We start from the raw sequence: 18,593 nt of genomic DNA, 5'->3' as shown, positions 1-18,593 counted from the left end.
GGGTACTCACGTCAGCCATCGTCGGTGGCCGAATTCAATACCTGGTCAAGATCGAGTAAAGGTGCCGCACCCAATTCGCGGCTGTCTCAACCCGGCGCGCTAGCTAATGCCTTTACTCCTGCGGCGCAGGCGTCATGGACGCGATGTAGTAGACCTCGTTGCCCTTGGGATATCCGCCCCCGCCAGTGGCGATATGGACGTGGTCGTAATGGTTGGCGGTTTCGGAACCAAGGTCGGCTGTCCAGGCCCCTGAATTGGGGCCCGGGTAGATCTTCTGCCGCCAGATCACGTGGTTGATGCCCCAGCGCTTCGCATTCGCCAGTGCATATCCGGCGATCTGATTGCCGAGTTCGATGCCTTCGGGGCTGCCATGGTCCGGGATCATCACGTCGATCGCCAACCCGTTGGGGTGCCACGGCAACGGATCTTGCCGGTACCCGTAGATGGTCTTGATCTGCGGGAACAACACGCTGATGACGCGAGCCGCCCAGATTGTCTTGACCTGCAACCGGTCCTCGGACGCGACGCCGGCGGGTAACGGGAATTGGAAGCTCTGCGCCCCGGTAGGCGCGGTCACGGCCAGGGCCGCCAGTGCTTCGGCCTCCGCGGGAGTGGCGACGTGCGGGCCGAGTCCCGTCGCCGGGTCTTTCGGGGGCGGGGCGGCGGTTACCGTCGGGGTTGCGGTCGGGGGTTCGACGTAGCTCGGGGACTTCGTTCCCTGGGCGTAAATCATGCCGGCAGAAACGACGAGCGAGGCCGCGATCGCCATCCAGCGGCTCCGGCCGATGGCTAACACGTTCCTACTCACGCAGAGCACTTTAGTGTCGCGTGCGACGTGTGTGGCGATCTTTGTCGTTTCTTGTCGGTTCGCTACCAACGGATCATGGCGACACGGCCCGAGTTATGGTGGCTGCTATCGATCTTCTGCTCTCTGGGCCGGTTTCAGGATGGGGTAACGGTGTCATCGGATCACGCAGCGCGCACCGAAGGGGACAGTTGGGATCTCGCGTCCAGTGTGGGAGCGACGGCGACGATGGTGGCCGCATCTCGCGCGCTGGCATCACGTGGACCGGATCCGCTGCTCGACGATCGGTTCGCCGAGCCGTTGGTGCGGGCGGTGGGGCACCCGTTCTTCACCCGCATGCTCGACGGCGATATTCCGCTGGACGACGAGGACGTGCCCCTGACCGCACAGCAGCGCTGCGAGCAGATGGCCGTGCGCACAAGGTTTTTCGATAACTTCTTTCTTGCAGCAGCCGCGAGTGGGATCCGTCAGGCCGTCATCTTGGCGGCTGGGCTCGACGCCCGGGCCTACCGGTTGCCGTGGCCGGCGGGCACGGTGGTCTTCGAGGTGGACCAGCCGGAGGTGATTTTGTTCAAGGGCACCACGTTGGCTCAGATCGGCGCCGAACCGACCGCCGAGCGCCGAGCGGTGGGCGTCGACCTGCGCGATGACTGGCCTAGCGCCTTGCGCGACAACTTCTTTGACACCGCGGCCCCGACAGCGTGGATCGCTGAGGGCCTGCTGCCCTATCTGCCACCGGATGCCCAGGACCGGCTGCTGGACAACATCACCGCACTCAGCGCCCCCGGCAGCCGGCTGGCCACCGAGAACATCGCCGACATGCGCGTGTTCACCGACGAGCGTGCGCGGGCGTTACGCAGCGGTTGGCAAAAGCACGGACTCGATTTCGACGTCGCCGATTTGGTGTGGGTCGGTGAGCGCCGTCAAGCCGGCGAGCACCTGGCGGGAACCGGCTGGAGTGTCACCCGGCACCTCACCGAAGACCTTTACGCCGAAAACGGATTCGAGCTGCCGGATCACGAACTGCTGGCCGAGTTTCGGCGCACCATCAGCTACCTGAGCGCAGAACTGGGCTGACCACGCGCCCGGCGGTCCGCTCCGGGCCGGCAAGTCCCTCGAGGAGATCGGCCGCGGTGGCAACGCTCGCATCGGGTTTGCTCATCCGAGTCGCGAATTCGCGGGCTCGGGTCACGCACTCCGGGCTGAGGATCTTGCGCAGATCGGCGACCAACGATTCGCGGGTCGTGTTCGCAAACCGCCGGGCGGCACCGACCTTCAGGCGGGTGATCTGAGTTCCCCAGATCGTCTGAACGAGGTCCATCGACAGGACCAACGTGGGAACTCCTGCGCGCAGACCCGCGGCCGTGGTGCCCGTGCCGCCGTGGTGCACTACCGCTCGGCAAGCGGGAAAGATTGCCGCATAGTTGACTTCGCCGACCACCTTGACGTTGTCGAAATGCGGCACGTCGCCGAAGTCGCTCCACCCGGAGCACATCAACGCCCGCTCACCGAGTTCCGCGCATGCCGCGCTGATCATTTCGACCGTCTCGGCCGGAGATTCGACGCGCATGCTGCCGAAGCCGAAGCAGATCGGCGACGTTCCGGCGGCGATCCACGACGCGACTTCCTCGTCGGCATCGGTCATCAATTCCAATGTCAGCGCGCCGACGAAGGGTCGCTGCCCCTTCCATTTCGCCCATTCGGCTTCCAGGCCCGGAAAACAAGCGTCGTCGTAGGCCTGGATTTCCAGCGATCCACGGTCGGTGATGCGTCGCGAGGCGGGACGAGTTGCCTTGGGCAGGCCCAATTCACGGCGCTGCGCATCCTCGAGGTGTTTCGTCATCCGCCACGTGACCCAGTTGGACACGCTCATGGCCGAGCGCGCCACTGGCGGGGGCACGATCGGGACGAGCTGGCCGTTGGACCGGATCGGGAGGTAGTGCAGAGTGGCCAGCGGCAGGTCGTAGTACTCCGCGACGTTGGCCGCGGTTTCCATGAAGCTCTCGCCAGTGAACAGCACGTCGGCCCCGTCGGCCAGCGGTGTCAGCGTCTCGCTCATCTGCACCCAGCTGCGGATGACGGAATCGCGAAGTTCGCGCCACATCCCGATCAGAGCGGGGACTTTCCATGCATTGTGGAAGGCGGACGCCCAGAAGTCGCGGTAGGTATCCAGCCATTCCTGGGTGTCGAGCCCATAGCCGACCGCGGAAAGCCCGGCGGCCTCGGCGAAGTCAACGAGATCCGGCGAGACGGCCATCTGCACGTCGTGCCCTCGGCGCAGCAGCTCGCGGCCGACAGCGACTGACGGCTCGATATCCCCCCGAGTTCCATAACTTGCGAGCACAAATTTCATTGCGGATCCCGGATCTTCAGTTGTGGTGCCTATTCCGACCTCAGGGGGCATCGGTGGAGTGGTGCCGGCTCAGCGTAACGTGCTCCGCTAGCAAACTGGAGCAGGTTTTGGTAGCGCATGCGATATCGCGTTGGTGAACGGCCACACCCCGGTGGTGACGTATAAGAATCGCGGTGCACCTTCACTGCTCGGTACCGCGCGAAATGCGGTCGGCGCGCCAACACCATGCGCGCATCGGGATATCGATCGCGTCGGCACCGGGAAAGCGTGCCTGCATCGCCGAGCGCGCTGCGTCGAGCGTCTGGGTGCGGTCCTCCGGGGAGGCGATGATCGCGCGGCTGTAAGTCGCCAGCATCGCGACGGCGTCCTCGAGCGTCATCGTCCGCACGAACGGGAAGATTTCGCGCTCGATGTTGTGAAAGATCTGCGGCTCGGGAAGCTCGAAGTGCAGACGCTGCCGGAAGCGATCGACCGATCGGACTTCTTCGAGGTCCTGGCCGGGCAGCCGGCCGAGGTCACGCACCCAGTCGACCTCGCGGTCGCGGCTGGTCCAGATCAGGCCGAAGCGACCGCCGTCACGCAGCACCCGACCAATCTCGGGCAGGGCCCGTCCGTGATCCATCCAGTGCCACGCCGACGAAACGAACACCGCGTCCGCGGCGGCGTCCGGAAGCGGGATCGATTCGCCGCGCCCCTCGAGCGCACGGATTTCCGGAGACCGCTCGGTCAGCACCTTGCGCATTCGCGCGTCGGGCTCCACCGCGATGACGTCTGCCGCCTTGTCCACCAGGGTGCGGCTGAATAGTCCGGTACCCGCCCCGACGTCGACGGCAACCCCGCAACCGGGCGGCACCAGCCAGTCCACCGCTTCCTGCGGGGCCTGGGGCCGCAGCCCGTCGTAGTCTTCGGCGATCGATCCGAAGGACATTGCGCGTTCTCGGCGGTCAGTCACACCGCCACGCTAATCCGCTTACCTGTGTCTGAACTTAGCGATTGCCATGTGCTGCAAGCGTTTAGTGCAATCGACTGACGGATCCCCATAGATAGAACTCGGGTAGTCCCCGTAACAAGCCCGAGCGGTAGATTCCAACGCCGACGACCGGCGAATCGTCACTGAGGTGCGGGGCCTGGACTGCTTGGGCCTTGCGAAAAAGTTCGTCGGCGGAAAAGGCGGAGCCGTTGTCGGCGTCGACTCGCCGTCCTGGTTTGGTGCCGCCACCGGGTCCGAAGGGCGCCAAAGCGATATGGGCAACGCTCAGCGCTGGTCGAGCCATGACCGGTGGCCCGGCGGGATCCGACGACCACGTGATCGCGGCGTCTTGCAGTGCGGCGAAAGGGAGGTCGGGCCGGTGCAATGCCCGCTCGTCGTCGGTGAGCGGATCGGACCGTAGCTGCGTCGCCTTCTCTACCAGGGTGGCCACGGTGGTGACGTAGTAGGTGATGCGCTTGCGCTTGACCGCGGCGAGGTCCGCCAGGCCCCAGCCGTTCTGGTGTGGCCACCAGACGTCGTACATCACGACATCGCCGTCGTGGAGCAGGACTCGGTTGGGCCGCTCATCGTGCGGGAATCGGAACACTGCCCCGAGCTGGATCTTGGACGCATCCATGGGCCGCAGCGTAGCGGCCATCGTCGGCCATCGCCTTCGGGCGAAGCCTGCCACGATGCAGCCGGCGAATCCGGACCGCAAACGCCTCGGCTGGCGCACAATGTTGTTTCCGGCCGCTGGCCGGATGTTTTCGGGGAGGAGAAACGATATGACCAAGACGTTGACAGCGTCCAACCGCCCGCGACTGCTACGGCGTTGCGCGGTAGGCGTGTTCGCGCTTGTGTTGGCCGGGCTGCCGATGGCCTGGATCGCTGCTCCCGGGACCAGCCGGGCGGACCCGTATTGCGCGCCGGGGTGGGCCTGGAGCGTCGAACTGAACCAATGCGTGTTCGTGCTTCCGGCCGCAAATGGGCCGGGCGGTCCCGGCGGACCGGCTGGCCCGGGCGGACCTGGTGGACCCGGCGGACCGGGTGGGCCCGGGGGCCCCGGCGGACCCGGAGCGCCGGGTCACCACTAGACATGTTGTATGACCGCACCGCGCCGCCGGGGGTTCAACAGCGCCATCACCGGGCTGTGGAGTTTCCTGGCTCCCGCGTACGACCATCCAACTTTGCAGCAGTGGGTATACCGCCCGCCACACGACGAGGTGATCGCGCGACTGCGTGACCATCAAGCACGCCGGATCGCTGACATCGCCTGTGGGACGGGCATTCTCAGTGATCGTATCGAGCGTGAACTGCACCCCGAGGCGATCTCCGGGGTGGACATGTCGGACGGCATGCTCGCCCAGGCCCGCGCCAGATCCGATCGGGTGCAATGGTTGCGCGGCCCAGCCGAGCAGCTGCCTTTTGACGATGGCGCCCTCGACGCGGTCGTGACGACGTCGGCTTTCCACTTCTTCGACCAGCCGGCTGCGCTCCGGGAGTTCCATCGCGTACTGGCTCCGGGCGGACTAGCGGTCGTCTCCGCGCTGAGTACGCGACAAACGGTGCTGCATATGTCGACGAATAGGTGGAAACCGCAGCACAACGCTTCGCCGCCCGAGGTGCGGTCGATCTTCGAGGGCGCCGGATTCACCGTCGTCGATCAACACCGGGTCCCGCGGCCCTTCTGGCTGCGGTTCGTTTCCGACGTGGTAACCGTCGGCCTCAAGAGCTGAGGCCGGTTCAGGAAATCAGCACGGCGGGGGATCGGCATCCCATTCGGTCATAGTCCAGCCGTCGGACGGATTTCCGGTAAGGACCACGTGGCCGACGTTGGTCAGCGACTTGGTCTTCAGCAACGACGGATCGGCATTGCGCGCGTTCATCAGGACCCAGAACATGATCGCCGCGCTGTGTGAGAACGCGACCGGATTCTGCTCGCCGCTGTCGTAGATGCGTTGAACGGCTTCGGTGAACCGCCCGTTGAACTCGTTGCCATCCACCGAGCCGGGGATTCGCGCGCTGCGATCACCCTGCAGCCAACGCGCCGGAGCGGCGAAGTAGGTCTGCTGGATGTCGGCCTCGGGTGTGCCCTCGAACTTGCCGGCCTCGATCTCGCGCAGCCCGGGCAGCACGGTGATCTGTTCGCCCAGCAATTGCGAGGTCGGCGTGGCCGTCTCCTGGGTGCGGATCATGGTCGAGGCGTAGATACCGTCGTAATGGTTGGGCGCCAATTGCCCAGCTGCCACGTCTGCCTGGCAGAACCCTCGGGGCGAAAGTTCAGGGCCCGGGACCGTGGTGTCGATTAATCCCGAGGCATTGGCCGCCGACTGGGCATGTCGCACCAGCGTCAACGTGATAGTGCGATTACCGGCGGCCCGCGCCGGCGCCCAGCTCGTCGCCAGCATCGCAACGACGACGATGGCAACGAAACTTCGTATGGTCAACGTGATTTCACGCGCGCGCCGACGTTGGCGATCATCCGCAGTTTTCACGCGAGAAGTGTAAGGCGTTCCGGTCGCCCGCGCTGCGCGAGCCCGGCAAACATCGGTTTGTCACCGCGGGATCCAGACTGCAGATAGCACGACGCCCGCCTCGCCATCGGCGAAACGGGCGTCGTGATGGGTCGTTGGTCAGCTATTTACAGCGGAATCCACACTCCGAAGAACCAGAAACCCCATGCGTTGAAGCCGGGATCCCATACAGGGGTTTCCTGGTAGCCCCAGTAGTTGATCGGGCCGTAGTTCCACGGACCCCCGGGCGGCGGGAGCGGTCGATCCCACATTGGTCGAGGCGGCTCACCCGGTCCCCAAGGGCCGGGCCCATCGCCCCACGGCGCGTTGTTGAAGTAACCCCGATGGGGATCCCCGTGCCACGGGCTGCCGGGGCCACCAGGCCCGCCCGGTCCGTTGAAGCCGGGGCCGCCTGGGTGTCCGGGCCCGCCTGGGCCACCAGGCCCGCCGGGACCGTTTGGACCACCGGGGCCACCAGGCCCACCGGGACCGTTTGGACCGCCGGGTCCGTCCGGGCCGTGCTCGCCTGGACCACCCGGTCCACCGGGGCCGCCGGGACCACCGGGGCCCGGACCACCCGGTCCACCGGGGCCGCCGGGGCCCGGACCACCCGGGCCGCCAGGGCCACCGGGATCGTTTGGCCCGTTCGGAGCATGGCCGCCGCCGGGTCCGGGAGCGCCATGGCCTCCCGGAGCCGAGGGTGGTGAACCAGGAGCGGCATTTGCCAAACCGGCGCCCACGCCCAGCGCTGCCGCGCTAACGGCACCGGCCAGCGTGCCCGCCGCAATCAGTTGTTTGAATTTCATACTTATTCCCCCCACTCATTAATTGGTGGATATATCGAATGCTGACCCCCACCTCACTCGACGCTAGATAGCCTGGCTATGAGTCGGCTGTGGCCTGCCCCTGCGACGGCTTTAATTGATCCTCGGCCTTCGGCGCCCGGCGGATGGGCCAGCGGCCAACCGGCTTGCGCCGGATAGTCAATACTGCTGTGCGCGTTGAATTTTGACTCAAAAGGCGCACGCGCATCGCGCGACCAGGAAGACGAACTGTAACATCTACTGTTGCTCACCTCAGAGGAGGAAACTTGATGAAAGCCCGGTTCGTGCGGAGAGTTACGTGGTGACCGAACCGAATATCCGGCCGGATGACCTCGATTCGACGCCGTACTTCATGCGCGACGAGAGTCGTTACGTGCCAACGGTGGTAGCGCGCGGCGGCTGGGGCCCGACAATGAGCGGGCATGTGGTCGGTGGCATCCTGGCCGCGGTCCTCGGGGGTACAGCCGACGACCCGGAGTTGCAGCCTGCGCGGCTGACCGTCGACTTGCCCGCGCCGGCTGCGCTGGAGCCGTTCGAGGTGCACACCAAGGTCCAGCACGAACGTCGGCGATTGCGCTTGGTCGAGGCGCTTCTGATCCAGCGTGGCGAACCGGTTGCGCGAGCGAGCGCGCTGTTTCTGCGGCGTGGCCCGCAGCCCGAAGGCAAGGTGTGGTCACAATCCGTGCAGATGCCGCGGCTGCCCATCGAGCATGACGGCGATAAGCCGACGCTGTTTCTACGGACCTATGGCTGGGGCGGAGACCTCCAGAATCCCGATCCCGAGTGGGACATGACCGGACCGAAGTACACGTGGCTACATGAAACGCGTCCGTTGATCGACGACGAGCCGCTCACACCGTTTACTCGGGCGGCGCTGTGTGCCGACGTCACCGCCGCGATCGCCAACTGGGGTACGAAGGCGCTGGAGTTCATCAACGTGGACTACACGCTCACCCTGAGCCGACTGCCCGATGGACCTCATATCGGGCTGGCCGCCCTGACCCATTACAGCGACAACGGCGTGGCCAACGGGTCAGCCGTTGTTCTAGACCGCCTCGGTCCGATCGGCAGCGCGGTGTCGGTGTCCATCGCGCACTCCGGATTTCGACCACCCTCGGACCTGCCGTCGGTCTGATGGCGACCGGTACGGACGTCACCTTCTGGACGTTGATCGCCGAAGCGGCACAGCGCCAGCCGGATCGGGTGCTGTTCGCCGACGACTATGGCCGGAACCTGACCGCACTCGAGCTTCGCGATGCAGCATGCGCGACGGCCGCCGCGTTCGCCGAACGTGGGATCGGCGCGGGAACCGTGGTGTCCTGGCAGCTGCCAACCACGCTCGAGACCGTGGTTGTCATGGCGGCGCTGGCTCGGCTCGGCGCGGTGCAGAACCCGATCATCCCGATCCTGCGGGAGCGTGAGGTCGGTTTCATCACCGGACAGCTGTCGACCGAATTCCTTGTGGTGTCCGAAGTTTGGCGCGGATTCGATCACGGCGCGCTCGCCCGGTCGTTGGCCTCGACTCAGGGCTTCGAGGTCATCTCGGTCGATCTGGCAACACCTCCCGAGGCCAACGAGCTGCGGCTGCCGCGTGGCGGCGCCGATGCACCCGCGACGGCGCCCAGTGGCGACAACCAGTGGATCTACTACTCGTCGGGAACCACCGCGGCGCCCAAGGGAATTCGTCACACCGACAGCACCCTGATCGCCGGCTCGCGAGGGATGGTGAGCGCGATGGGTATCACCGCCGGTGATGTGGATCCGATCGCCTTCCCCATCGCCCATATCGGCGGGGCCGCGATGGTGGCCGCCGCGCTGATGACCGGTATGCGCCTGGCGCTCTTCGAGGTGTTCGATCCGGCCGCGACACCGCTGGCCATCGCGGCCCACAACCCGACATTCCTGGGCACCGCCACACCGTTTTTCGTGGCTTTTCTGGAAGCACAACGGGCCCATGGCGATAAGCCCCTCTTCGGCGCACTGCGGGGCTGCATAGCCGGGGGTGCGCCCATCACCGCCGAACTGGGGCGACAGGTCCGTGAGACCTTCGGAGTGGCCGGAATTGCCAATGCCTGGGGGATGACCGAGTTTCCCGTGGCGACGTCACCGCCGCTCGACGCCGCGCCCGAGGTGCTCGACTACACCGTCGGCGCACCGGTACCCGGGGTTAGCGTGCGCGTCGTCGACAACTGGGACAGTGAGCTGCCCGTCGGACAAGAAGGGGAACTGCGGCTCAAGGGACCACAATGCTTCCTCGGCTACGCAGACGCCGCACTGGACGCCGGCGCATTCGACCGCGACGGCTGGTTGCGCACCGGGGATCTCGGGTTGATCGACGCCGACGGCAACGTCCGCGTTACCGGCCGAATCAAGGACGCGATCATCCGCAATGCGGAGAACATCTCGGCCCTCGAGATTGAAAACGTGCTAGCCACCCATCCCGCGGTTGCCGATGTCGCAGTCATCGGAGTTCCGGACTACAGCTCAGGGGAGCGGGTGTGCGCCGTCGTGGTGCCCGCGTCGGCCGACGGCGTGTCATTGGAATCCGTGGTGCAGCACTGTCATTCGCTGGGTCTGGCCCGCTACAAACATCCCGAGCGCCTCGTCATCGTTGACACACTGCCGCGCAACCAGTTCGGCAAAGTCATCAAGAAGGATCTGCGCGAGGCGTTCGGCCGCCCGTAGTCCATCGGATCCTCGATCACATCGGACGCACCCGTACCAAAAACATTGGACTATAACGGTTTTAACACGCGATATCGGATACGCTATCGCGATTGTAGAAGATGCGGTCCAGACCTTCGCGGTGCTGATGTGGCGCCTGTGACTGTGCGACGAGGGCTTGCGGCGGCACGGCGAAACATGGCGCGAGCCTACAAACCCTTAGGCGCATCGCGGACGGTCTGCACCGCGGACGCATCGCCGTCGAACTCGACGCGAGCTTCGCGCCCGACGGAGAACAGCAGCAGCTCTTCGGCCGTACCGGTCACCGTGACGGCCGGGCCACTGCCCGCGATCAGCACCGTCTTGCCCTCTGGGGTGCGCAAGGCGACCCGGCCCGGAACTTTCGCCAGCGTCATCCGGGCCATCAACGGCAGCGTGCGTCGCAGGCTTTTGGCCAGCTTCGGTTCCAGGACGCGCGGCGCCCAGTTCGGCTGCGCGCGCCGCACGTCCTCGTGGTGGATGAACATCTCGCCAACGTTGGCCACCGGGTCGAGCAGCTTCAGCGGCGAGTAGACCGGGGGACCGGACGCGACTTTGCTCAGCAGCGCATCCCACTCGGTCCGCTCGGCCACCTCGTTTTGCACTTTGGCGGTGTGGGCGGCGAAGCGCGGGATCAGGATGCCGGGTGCGGCATCCGCACGATATTCACGAATCACAAGGTGGGCGGCCAGATCTCGCGTGGTCCAGCCGTCGCACAGGGTGGGCGCATCCGGCCCGACGCTGCGCATGGTGTCGACGAGGGCGGCACGTTCGCGTTGAGCAACAGACACCTGAGTTCCCTTCACCGGGTGGGCTGACCTGTTCAGGGTAGGCAGGCCGGACCCCTAGACGTTAACGATTCCCAACTCGGTAAATTTGAACCCATGAATGCCGGTGTTGAGCAGTTAGAGTTCCAGGCCGAGGCGCGCCAACTTCTCGACCTGATGGTCCATTCGGTCTACTCCAACAAGGACTCGTTTCTGCGGGAGCTGATCTCGAACGCCTCGGACGCGCTGGACAAGCTTCGGCTGGAGGCGTTCCGCAACAAAGACCTCGACGTCGACACGTCTGACCTCCACATCGAGATCGAGGTGGACAAGGGCGCGCGCACCCTGACTATCCGCGACAACGGCATCGGCATGACGCGCGAAGAGGTCATCGGCCTGATCGGCACCCTCGCCAAATCGGGCACCGCCGAGCTGCGCCAGCAGCTCAGGGAGGCCAAGAACGAGGCGGCATCGGAAGAGCTGATCGGTCAGTTCGGTATCGGCTTCTACTCGTCATTCATGGTGGCCGACAAGGTCGAGCTGCTGACGCGCAAGGCCGGCGAAAGCGACGCCACCAGGTGGGAGTCGACCGGCGAGGGCACCTACACCATCGAATCCGTCGCAGATGCCCCGCAGGGCACTGCCGTCACCCTGCATCTCAAACCCGAAGACGCCGAAGACGAGCTCCACGACTACACCTCGGAGTGGAAGCTGCGGAGCCTCGTGAAGCAGTACTCCGACTTCATCGCGTGGCCTATCCGAATGCAGGTCGAGCGGCGTACTCCGCCCGAAGAGGAGGGCGGCGAAGAGGTCGTCACCATCGAGACCGAGACCTTGAATTCCATGAAGGCACTGTGGGCCAGGCCTAAGGACGACGTGTCCGACGAGGAATACAAGGAGTTCTACAAGCACATCGCGCACGCCTGGGACGACCCGCTCGAGGTCATCGTGATGAAGGCCGAGGGCACCTTCGAGTACCAGGCCCTGCTTTTCATTCCGTCGCACGCGCCGTTCGACCTGTTCAACCGGGACGCCCAAATCGGCGTGCAGCTGTACGTCAAGCGGGTGTTCATCATGGGCGACTGCGACCAGCTCATGCCGGAGTACCTGCGGTTCATCAAGGGTGTGGTCGACGCACAAGACTTGTCGCTCAACGTTTCTCGCGAAATCCTGCAGCAGGATCGGCAGATCAACGCGATTCGCCGCCGCCTGACCAAGAAGGTCCTGTCCACGATCAAAGAGCTGCAGTCGGAGCGGCCCGAGGACTATCGCACCTTCTGGACCCAGTTCGGCCGGGTTCTCAAAGAGGGGTTGCTATCCGATGCCGACAACCAGGAAACCTTGCTGCAAATCTCCTCGTTCGCGTCGACGCACAGCGAGGAGGACGCAACCACGCTGGCCGAATACGTCGAGCGCATGAAGGATGGCCAGGAGCAGATCTTCTACGCCACCGGCGAGACGCGGCAGCAAATCCTGAAGTCTCCGCATCTGGAGGCATTCAAGGCCAAGGGCTACGAGGTCCTGGTGCTCACCGACCCCGTCGACGAGGTCTGGGTGGGCACCGTGACCGAATTCGACGGCAAACCCTTGCAGTCGGTGGCCAAGGGCGAGGTGGACCTGGATTCCGGCGAGGAGTCCAGCGACGCCGAACGTGAGGAGCGGGAGAAAGAATTCGCCGACCTGCTGACCTGGTTGAAAGAGACCTTGACCGACCACGTCAAGGAGGTCAGGCTATCCACTCGCCTGACCGAATCGCCGGCGTGCCTGATCACCGACGCCTTCGGGATAAGTCCCGCGCTCGCGCGCATCTACCAGGCCTCCGGGCAGAACATCCCGATCGGAAAGCGGATCCTGGAAGTCAATCCGGACCATCCACTGATCACCGGGCTGCGCAAGGCTCACCAAGAGCGTGCCGACGATCCGACGGTCGCCGAGACCGCCGAATTGTTGTACGGAACCGCGCTATTGGCCGAGGGCGGCGCTCTCGAGGATCCGGCCAGATTCGCCGAGTTACTGGCGAATCAGTTGACTCGCACGCTGTAAGCAGGAAAAGCGCGCCCCGTCGGTCGAAATTGCGTGCGATTGAAACTTGACCGAAGGGGATAATCACATCGCATGCCCACGTTTCGAGCTATCGACCCACATGGCGAGATAGTCGCAGCGAGGAATTTCGACAGCGCAGAAGCGGCACACGCATGGTTTCTGGACACCCTCGCCGGCAGGTCTGAGCTGGGATGGCGCATGGAGGTCGACGACAACGGTTCCTGGGCGTTTTTCGACGACACCGGCGGGTTTACCGCCCCCGTGAGCCGTCGTCCACGCAAACTTCGAATACCAGCGCCCCGGTGCAGCTAGTCGGCGGTGGATAGCCGTTTCTCCGTGCGCGTCAGGTGCACGGGGAACTCGTCACCCGGCTCGGGCCACGGCTGACGCGCCAGCATGTCTTCGACGTTGACATAGCCTTCCTCGATCACCCCGGCCTTGGCGTCCGCGATGCGATACCACTGCCGTTGAGTCTGGATCGGTTGGCCTTCCAGGATGACCACCCGCACGTCGCCCTCGTCGAACTGACAGCGCCGCTGCAGGGCCTCCAGCAGTTGCTCGTTGTGCAGGTGGCCTTCGCCGAAGTTCCAGCCGACCAGGGGACCGGCGACGACTTCACCCTCGCGCATCCGGTAGTCGGCTTCGTTGTCGATGGCGCGAGGCAGCAACCCGTTGAGGGCGCGACCATGGGTGTGCATGGATCGGAAGGCGCCGGCCTTGTCGATGGTGATCTCGGCGGTCGCCTCGTCGTACAGCCTGGCCAGTTGCTTGGCAGTCAGCGCTGAGCTTTTCACGACGCCCTCTTCGATCTTCTCCTCGGCTCCGGCGCGGAAGCACCAAACGCTGGTCGCCCAGTTGCCGGCGTAGTAGCGCATCGCGGGCAGGAACGAAAACTGCTGGGGGAAAAGGTTTCCCAGAATTGGGACAACGGCCAGCGCGACGACGAGGATGGCCAGCAACAGCGGCGACTGCAGGTCTGTAGCGTGAATTTCGTTGTAGTGCCCGAACAGATAGAACAGCGAGAAGATCAGGAATACATTCCACTCCAACGGAACTCCCATCGGGAGGTTGGAAATGATGTTGAGGTGGAAGATCACCATGAAGGCGATCAGGAACCACGCCCAGCGATGGCCATCGGCGAAGAAGACCAGGACCAGGGGCACCAGAAATTCGGCCGTAGTGCCGCCGACATGGGCCATGATTTTCGGTACCCAGGAGGGACGTATGTCATTGACCGGGTCCAGGTAGAGCCGGCGTTTGACCCAGTTGAACATTTTGCTGCGCAACAGCGGGTGGTTGCTGGTCATCGCCGCCACGACGTACGGGAAGTGGTGGTTGAGCTTGGAGGTCGCCGCTCCCCACCACAGCGCGAGCATGACGATCTTGAAACCCGCGATCTGATCGGTGAAGGGGAAAAAGAAGACAAACAGTGTCAGCCAGTAGTGCTCGCCGCGCGCCGCTAAAAACACCGTCTTGTCACGCAGGCCCAGTAACGCCAGGGCGACGATCAGCGGCACCACCACCATCGGGTCGAGCAGGCCGACATCGCCGGCCGCGGTAACCGGGCCGCCACGGCCGGGCGAGAGTAGCGCCCAGGTCCCGGAGGCCAGGACGATCGCATAGAGCGCCACGTCGACGATCGAACGACTATCTCCGCGGGTGAAGGGAATCGCGCGCGGCCAGGGTGGTAGGCGAATCGTGTTGGGTCGCAACCAGAACAAGAAACCTCCGATGGGCGGCCAGAACCGTGCCGTCAGCGGCCCGGATCCGCAGCCCAGGCCGAGGACCTCGAATAGCAACGTGAACACCACGACCTTCTGGTACACGATCGGTTGGGTCCACCACTGCGCGAGGCGATCGAGGCCGCCTAGGCCTGGGGTCAACGCGATGACCGCCACGGCCCCGCCCGCGTACGCGGCCATCTTCAGCACATACAGCAGATAGATCGCCGACGGCGTGCCGAAGCCGTGTTCCACCCAATGCCTCGTGACTACTTGCATCCGCGTGGACCTTGGCAGCGAGGGCCAGGTGTCGTGGTCGACGTCTGGGAGGTCCGGCGTGATGAATCCCATGATGGCCTCGTTCCGCGTTGAACCTAGTAGGCGATTAATCAATGTAACGCGACCACGCGATTTAGTCGTGAATGCCTCGATCAAACTCGACGGGCGAACGACAACACGCGTTGCCTTCTGAGGAAGAGGTCATCGTGAGCATTCGCTGGCACGCCGCTTCGAAATAGGCTGTCGTGACACGATTTCCCCGCACGCCAACGCACCCCACTCTATGCGCTGGTGCTCACGCCCGCAGGTGTTCGATTCGGTGGCCGCCGGCATGACGGTCAGCCGTTCGGGCTAGCCGTCAGATGCCGTCGACCTGGAGCAGGGCGTGGGCCTTCAACGTCTGTTGGGCGTGGTCCACGAACCGTTTTCGCGCCTCGCTTAGTGCTGCCAGTTGGTTGTCGACGGCGAGGCGACTCTGGTGAACGTGTTGCTCGGGTGCTGAGGATCGGATGGTTTCGCGGTGGGTGTTGGCGGGTTCGACCACTCGATCGGCCGCGTGACGGATCTCCGCGCAGCTGGCCGCCAGTTCGGGAAATCCGATGAGGCTCAAGCTGTCTGCGGTGGCTGACAGCCGCCGGATTTCACCCGCCAGGGTGAGCATGTTCTGGGTGAACACTTCGTCGTTGGTGGCAAAGGAGCGCACGTTGTAGAGGCGGTCGATCTCGAATGCGTGCCCAGCGGCGTGCGATCCGAGCTGCAATAGCGTTTCTCGTAACCACTTCTGGTGGTCAAGTATGCGCGCCGATCGGATGGCGGCGCGGCTGTTTTTGTTGTTGATCATGACGCCGAGGAATGCGGTCGCGGTGACGAGTATTGACCCCAGCAGGGGCAGCCAGGGTATCCACCAATGCGTGTTGTCCATGGTGTGCCAGTATCCCTGGTCCGCGGTCTCGGCACGGGTCGACAGCGCTCGTTAGTAGCCGATCGACGCCAAGAAGGAACCGCGCGGCTCCTGGTAGTCGCCCAGCGCCATCATGTTCAGCAGGTAGACGACGCGCGGGCCGTGGTCGGAACACCATCGCAGCAACTCGGCGTTGCGCAGCTCAACACTGCCTCCGTCATGGAACGTATGCGGGTCATCTGGTGTTCCGCTATCCGTCTCCCGCACTAACGACGCAGCCTACTAACTGACCGACGGCCAAACACCCTGCGGTCAAAAGGTTTACCATTCCAGAAGGGAGCCGGCCCCTCTCAAGGATGCGAAAACACAAGGGGGAGAGCCGGGTACGTGCCCTAGTTGCCGATCACGAAACAGCGGCCACTGGTCGACGCGAGCAGCACCTCCTGAACCGTCGACTTATCAATGGTCGGGAATTCGAAGCGATGCGTTTGTTGGCCGGCCTCGATGGCTGCATCTTGAGACTCGTTGGTGCCGTCCTTCTTACGCACTATTGCCGTGACCTTGTCCGGCTTCGACATGTTCTGCGGTTCGTGGAAGTACCAAACTTCGATTCCCGCCCCGGCTGAATTCGATTGCCAACCATCGGAGTAGTAACACGCGGGATTCCCCTCGGCGTCCGGCGGTGGCGGTGTGCAGATCGACAATCCGACACAATCGGGCGGTGCACTGCTCGTCGGCGCCGGCGCACCGGTCGTAGTGGCAGGGGGAGCAGCGGTAATGCTGCTGCTCGCCAACGTTTTCGGCGAACTGGAGCCGGACGTGCTCGGGCCGGACGCCTGGTGCGAGCCGCATGCCGTTATGGCGACACAGCACATCGCGCCGGTCACGATCAATCGGAACATGGGTGCCCTCTCAATGGCATATCTCGTCAATGGCATATCTCGCAGGCAATGCCGTCGCTGTCACGGTCGAGAGGGGGCCGATAGCCCGGCTGCCCCCGATAAATCGGAGCCGCACCGGCATCGCAGGCGGCCTTGCAGTTCGGGTAATAGACGCTCGAACCCGTCGTCGGTGCAGGAGACGTTGTAGTGGTGGACGGGGCCGCGTGAGCTGCGGGCGCCACCGCTATCCCTAGCGCAATTGCTACCACGGTGAACATCTGACGAAGCATCGGGCAAAGCCTCTCACTAGCCAAACAGCATTGGTTGCTAACGAGTACAGAGCTAACACCTCGACGCACTTGCATGGCAAGGGGCGAAGCGCCGGGGCAGCGGGCTCCCTAGGAGTGGTCGGCGATCCAGGTGGTGGTGAAGCGCTGCACCGCGGGGATGCTGTCAGACAAACCTGCGCCGAGAGTCTTCTCGAGTTTGCCGCCCACCAATGGGATTTTGACGTGCACTTTGACCGCGAACCGCAACTGTGTGCCGTCGCCGATGGGCTCCAGCCAAGCTTCCGCGCGGGCCCCGCCTACCCCGGGCGAAGTCGAGACGTTGACCTGCCCGAGCACCTGGCCGTCGCCGTTGGGTTTCCACGTCTCCTCATGGACGAGTTTCAGCTCGCCGGGTGCGAATTTGGCGACCGGGCCGGGCAGTAGCTGGCGTCCCACGTGCTGCGTTACCCGCACCGTCACCCTGCCGGCGGGGTCGACATCCAGCGAGTCCAGTGTGGTGGTCGCGGCGTCCCCCAGGGCGATCCGGGCCAGCCAGTAGTCCTCGCGACTGAACGCCCAATAGATCTGTTCAACGCTGGCGGGCGATTCGGTCGAGACGTCGAATGAGCGCGGCATAGCAACCCATTCTTACCAAAGTCTCGGCTGTCGTGTCGGGCTTGCTCGAATCGACTGAACGCCAGGGGAACTGACGCGCGACGGCTACTGCTTGTCGACTTTGGCCGCGATCTGTTTGGCGACGCTGACGCCAGCGTCACCCGGATCCTTACGGCACGCTTCGGTGTCGATCACGACGTTGTTGCGTACCGTCAGCGCACGTTGGCAGCTCTGAGCCATTGTGTCGCTGCCCTTGCTCAGACTCACGCTCACCGTGGTGCTCAGGATTCCGTTGCTGTTGGAAACCGGTCCGACCTTCCACTGAATGTCCGGGGCGTCCGGATCCCCGCCGGCGGGGACGGTTTCCTGGTGGTTGGCGCAGGCGGGCCAACGCTGGGCGGATGTGTTGAAGAAGGCATTTGCCTGGTCGGCGGACGGAAACAGCACCACGAATTGGCTGATGTCAGGGTTGGGATCATTCGACCCCGCGGGGATCGGCGCAATGTCACGCTCCCCGTGTACCGCGGTGTTGCCGCTGCCGGTGTAAACGGGCGTCAAACCCTCGCCGGTGATGTAGAGGCACTCGGCGGGGAACTTGTATCCCTTGGGGAACACCTCAGTGCTTTTGTCCTCTTGGAGCGTGTCGAATGTCTTGTCGGTCTTTGAACCCGTGACACCCAGCACGCTGTCGACTTCGGCGGGAGTGAGCAAGAGACTCGCCAGCGCGGCCTGCGCCAGGGGAGGCTTCGACGAGGTCGTGGTGGTGGTCGACGGCGAAGCGCTGCCACCGCCGTTGCTACCGCCGCAGGCAGCGACCAGTATTCCGGTAGTCGCGACGGCGGCGGCGACTGCAAATGGACGCATCGTTGGTGCCTTCCTGGCTGGGGTCGAGCGTTGCGCGCACTACGCGCGTGGCTATTCAGAGGGTGTTTGCGGATGGAGCATACGG

The 18,593-nt window shown here is 64.4% G+C and carries 21 protein-coding genes; 7 read left to right on the top strand and 14 right to left on the bottom strand.

Annotation, left to right across the window (positions count from 1 at the left end; translation table 11 throughout):
* Window positions 1-112: 112 nt before the first annotated feature.
* Window positions 113-769, bottom strand: coding sequence for a VldE C-terminal domain-containing protein (locus MJO58_RS17755; RefSeq protein WP_090603708.1), 657 nt, complete (start codon window positions 767-769; stop codon window positions 113-115).
* Window positions 770-958: 189 nt separating this feature from the next.
* Here MJO58_RS17755 and MJO58_RS17750 point away from each other — a divergent pair, with 189 nt between their 5' ends.
* A complete protein-coding gene (locus tag MJO58_RS17750) occupies window positions 959-1,882 on the top strand; it encodes a class I SAM-dependent methyltransferase (protein ID WP_090609265.1) in 924 nt (307 codons plus the stop codon).
* On the opposite strand, the gene MJO58_RS17745 is transcribed toward MJO58_RS17750, so the two are convergent.
* The 3 genes from MJO58_RS17745 to MJO58_RS17735 all read right to left on the bottom strand — a co-directional run bounded on the left by MJO58_RS17745 (window position 1,854) and on the right by MJO58_RS17735 (window position 4,765).
* Window positions 1,854-3,158 carry a glycosyltransferase gene (locus tag MJO58_RS17745; RefSeq protein WP_239720240.1) on the bottom strand — a complete coding sequence of 435 codons (1,305 nt, stop codon included), beginning with the start codon at window positions 3,156-3,158 and terminating at the stop codon, window positions 1,854-1,856. The genes MJO58_RS17750 and MJO58_RS17745 overlap by 29 nt on opposite strands.
* Before the next feature lie 181 nt (window positions 3,159-3,339).
* Complete coding sequence (locus MJO58_RS17740; RefSeq protein ID WP_239720238.1) at window positions 3,340-4,110, bottom strand: class I SAM-dependent methyltransferase; 771 nt, start codon at window positions 4,108-4,110, stop codon at window positions 3,340-3,342.
* Between the two features lie 61 nt (window positions 4,111-4,171).
* The gene (locus tag MJO58_RS17735) at window positions 4,172-4,765 is read right to left on the bottom strand and encodes a hypothetical protein (RefSeq protein ID WP_239720236.1); all 594 of its coding nucleotides are present in this window, start codon (window positions 4,763-4,765) and stop codon (window positions 4,172-4,174) included.
* Between the two features lie 148 nt (window positions 4,766-4,913).
* Here MJO58_RS17735 and MJO58_RS17730 point away from each other — a divergent pair, with 148 nt between their 5' ends.
* Both MJO58_RS17730 and MJO58_RS17725 read left to right on the top strand, forming a co-directional pair.
* A complete protein-coding gene (locus MJO58_RS17730) occupies window positions 4,914-5,222 on the top strand; it encodes a hypothetical protein (protein ID WP_239720234.1) in 309 nt (102 codons plus the stop codon).
* Between the two features lie 9 nt (window positions 5,223-5,231).
* Window positions 5,232-5,864, top strand: coding sequence for a class I SAM-dependent methyltransferase (locus tag MJO58_RS17725; protein ID WP_239720233.1), 633 nt, complete (start codon window positions 5,232-5,234; stop codon window positions 5,862-5,864).
* Between the two features lie 15 nt (window positions 5,865-5,879).
* On the opposite strand, the gene MJO58_RS17720 is transcribed toward MJO58_RS17725, so the two are convergent.
* Both MJO58_RS17720 and MJO58_RS17715 read right to left on the bottom strand, forming a co-directional pair.
* Entirely contained in the window at window positions 5,880-6,536 is a 657-nt protein-coding gene (locus MJO58_RS17720; RefSeq protein WP_090609262.1) for a histidine phosphatase family protein, read from the bottom strand.
* Between the two features lie 233 nt (window positions 6,537-6,769).
* Window positions 6,770-7,447, bottom strand: coding sequence for a chitin-binding protein (locus MJO58_RS17715; protein ID WP_239720231.1), 678 nt, complete (start codon window positions 7,445-7,447; stop codon window positions 6,770-6,772).
* A 370-nt stretch (window positions 7,448-7,817) separates the two neighbouring features.
* Here MJO58_RS17715 and MJO58_RS17710 point away from each other — a divergent pair, with 370 nt between their 5' ends.
* Both MJO58_RS17710 and MJO58_RS17705 read left to right on the top strand, forming a co-directional pair.
* Window positions 7,818-8,600, top strand: coding sequence for an acyl-CoA thioesterase domain-containing protein (locus MJO58_RS17710; RefSeq protein WP_239723325.1), 783 nt, complete (start codon window positions 7,818-7,820; stop codon window positions 8,598-8,600).
* Entirely contained in the window at window positions 8,600-10,150 is a 1,551-nt protein-coding gene (locus tag MJO58_RS17705) for a class I adenylate-forming enzyme family protein (protein WP_239720230.1), read from the top strand. Before MJO58_RS17710 ends, MJO58_RS17705 begins: the two co-directional genes overlap by 1 nt.
* Before the next feature lie 188 nt (window positions 10,151-10,338).
* Here the strand turns inward: MJO58_RS17705 and MJO58_RS17700 are convergent, their stop codons facing one another.
* Window positions 10,339-10,959: a TIGR03085 family metal-binding protein gene (locus tag MJO58_RS17700; RefSeq protein WP_090609257.1), complete on the bottom strand. Its 621-nt coding sequence runs from the start codon at window positions 10,957-10,959 to the stop codon at window positions 10,339-10,341.
* A 93-nt stretch (window positions 10,960-11,052) separates the two neighbouring features.
* On the opposite strand from MJO58_RS17700, the gene htpG reads away from it, so the two are divergent.
* Both htpG and MJO58_RS17690 read left to right on the top strand, forming a co-directional pair.
* Window positions 11,053-12,978: a molecular chaperone HtpG gene (gene htpG / locus MJO58_RS17695; protein WP_239720228.1), complete on the top strand. Its 1,926-nt coding sequence runs from the start codon at window positions 11,053-11,055 to the stop codon at window positions 12,976-12,978.
* 72 nt (window positions 12,979-13,050) lie between these two features.
* A complete protein-coding gene (locus tag MJO58_RS17690; RefSeq protein WP_239720226.1) occupies window positions 13,051-13,290 on the top strand; it encodes a hypothetical protein in 240 nt (79 codons plus the stop codon).
* Here MJO58_RS17690 and MJO58_RS17685 read toward each other — a convergent pair.
* The 7 genes from MJO58_RS17685 to MJO58_RS17655 form a co-directional block, all read right to left on the bottom strand.
* Window positions 13,287-15,050: a DUF3556 domain-containing protein gene (locus tag MJO58_RS17685; RefSeq protein WP_239720225.1), complete on the bottom strand. Its 1,764-nt coding sequence runs from the start codon at window positions 15,048-15,050 to the stop codon at window positions 13,287-13,289. The genes MJO58_RS17690 and MJO58_RS17685 overlap by 4 nt on opposite strands.
* A gap of 286 nt (window positions 15,051-15,336) precedes the next feature.
* Window positions 15,337-15,900: a hypothetical protein gene (locus MJO58_RS17680; RefSeq protein WP_239720223.1), complete on the bottom strand. Its 564-nt coding sequence runs from the start codon at window positions 15,898-15,900 to the stop codon at window positions 15,337-15,339.
* A gap of 51 nt (window positions 15,901-15,951) precedes the next feature.
* Entirely contained in the window at window positions 15,952-16,146 is a 195-nt protein-coding gene (locus MJO58_RS17675; RefSeq protein WP_239720220.1) for a hypothetical protein, read from the bottom strand.
* Between the two features lie 125 nt (window positions 16,147-16,271).
* A complete protein-coding gene (locus MJO58_RS17670; protein ID WP_239720218.1) occupies window positions 16,272-16,457 on the bottom strand; it encodes a hypothetical protein in 186 nt (61 codons plus the stop codon).
* Between the two features lie 350 nt (window positions 16,458-16,807).
* Entirely contained in the window at window positions 16,808-17,038 is a 231-nt protein-coding gene (locus tag MJO58_RS28830; RefSeq protein WP_350355897.1) for an excalibur calcium-binding domain-containing protein, read from the bottom strand.
* Between the two features lie 120 nt (window positions 17,039-17,158).
* Complete coding sequence (locus tag MJO58_RS17660; protein ID WP_090603682.1) at window positions 17,159-17,665, bottom strand: DUF2505 domain-containing protein; 507 nt, start codon at window positions 17,663-17,665, stop codon at window positions 17,159-17,161.
* A gap of 84 nt (window positions 17,666-17,749) precedes the next feature.
* Entirely contained in the window at window positions 17,750-18,508 is a 759-nt protein-coding gene (locus MJO58_RS17655) for a sensor domain-containing protein (protein WP_239720215.1), read from the bottom strand.
* Between the last annotated feature and the right edge of the window lie 85 nt (window positions 18,509-18,593).

It is taken from the genome of Mycobacterium lentiflavum, assembly GCF_022374895.2.
GTDB lineage: Bacteria > Actinomycetota > Actinomycetes > Mycobacteriales > Mycobacteriaceae > Mycobacterium > Mycobacterium lentiflavum.
This window is presented reverse-complemented; position numbering and strand designations above follow the sequence as displayed.

Bases quoted from the DNA above. Each gene is read 5' to 3' on its own strand.
- MJO58_RS17720 (WP_090609262.1), bottom strand. From the start codon at position 6,536: ATGCTGGCGACGAGCTGGGCGCCGGCGCGGGCCGCCGGTAATCGCACT.
- MJO58_RS17745 (WP_239720240.1), bottom strand. From the start codon at position 3,158: ATGAAATTTGTGCTCGCAAGTTATGGAACTCGGGGGGATATCGAGCCG.
- MJO58_RS17710 (WP_239723325.1), top strand. From the start codon at position 7,818: ATGCGCGACGAGAGTCGTTACGTGCCAACGGTGGTAGCGCGCGGCGGC.
- MJO58_RS17730 (WP_239720234.1), top strand. From the start codon at position 4,914: ATGACCAAGACGTTGACAGCGTCCAACCGCCCGCGACTGCTACGGCGT.
- MJO58_RS17660 (WP_090603682.1), bottom strand. From the start codon at position 17,665: ATGCCGCGCTCATTCGACGTCTCGACCGAATCGCCCGCCAGCGTTGAA.
- MJO58_RS17680 (WP_239720223.1), bottom strand. From the start codon at position 15,900: ATGGACAACACGCATTGGTGGATACCCTGGCTGCCCCTGCTGGGGTCA.
- MJO58_RS17690 (WP_239720226.1), top strand. From the start codon at position 13,051: ATGCCCACGTTTCGAGCTATCGACCCACATGGCGAGATAGTCGCAGCG.
- htpG (WP_239720228.1), top strand. From the start codon at position 11,053: ATGAATGCCGGTGTTGAGCAGTTAGAGTTCCAGGCCGAGGCGCGCCAA.
- MJO58_RS17735 (WP_239720236.1), bottom strand. From the start codon at position 4,765: ATGGATGCGTCCAAGATCCAGCTCGGGGCAGTGTTCCGATTCCCGCAC.
- MJO58_RS28830 (WP_350355897.1), bottom strand. From the start codon at position 17,038: ATGTTCACCGTGGTAGCAATTGCGCTAGGGATAGCGGTGGCGCCCGCA.
- MJO58_RS17685 (WP_239720225.1), bottom strand. From the start codon at position 15,050: ATGGGATTCATCACGCCGGACCTCCCAGACGTCGACCACGACACCTGG.
- MJO58_RS17725 (WP_239720233.1), top strand. From the start codon at position 5,232: ATGACCGCACCGCGCCGCCGGGGGTTCAACAGCGCCATCACCGGGCTG.
- MJO58_RS17755 (WP_090603708.1), bottom strand. From the start codon at position 769: ATGGCGATCGCGGCCTCGCTCGTCGTTTCTGCCGGCATGATTTACGCC.
- MJO58_RS17655 (WP_239720215.1), bottom strand. From the start codon at position 18,508: ATGCGTCCATTTGCAGTCGCCGCCGCCGTCGCGACTACCGGAATACTG.
- MJO58_RS17670 (WP_239720218.1), bottom strand. From the start codon at position 16,457: ATGTCGAAGCCGGACAAGGTCACGGCAATAGTGCGTAAGAAGGACGGC.
- MJO58_RS17705 (WP_239720230.1), top strand. From the start codon at position 8,600: ATGGCGACCGGTACGGACGTCACCTTCTGGACGTTGATCGCCGAAGCG.
- MJO58_RS17715 (WP_239720231.1), bottom strand. From the start codon at position 7,447: ATGAAATTCAAACAACTGATTGCGGCGGGCACGCTGGCCGGTGCCGTT.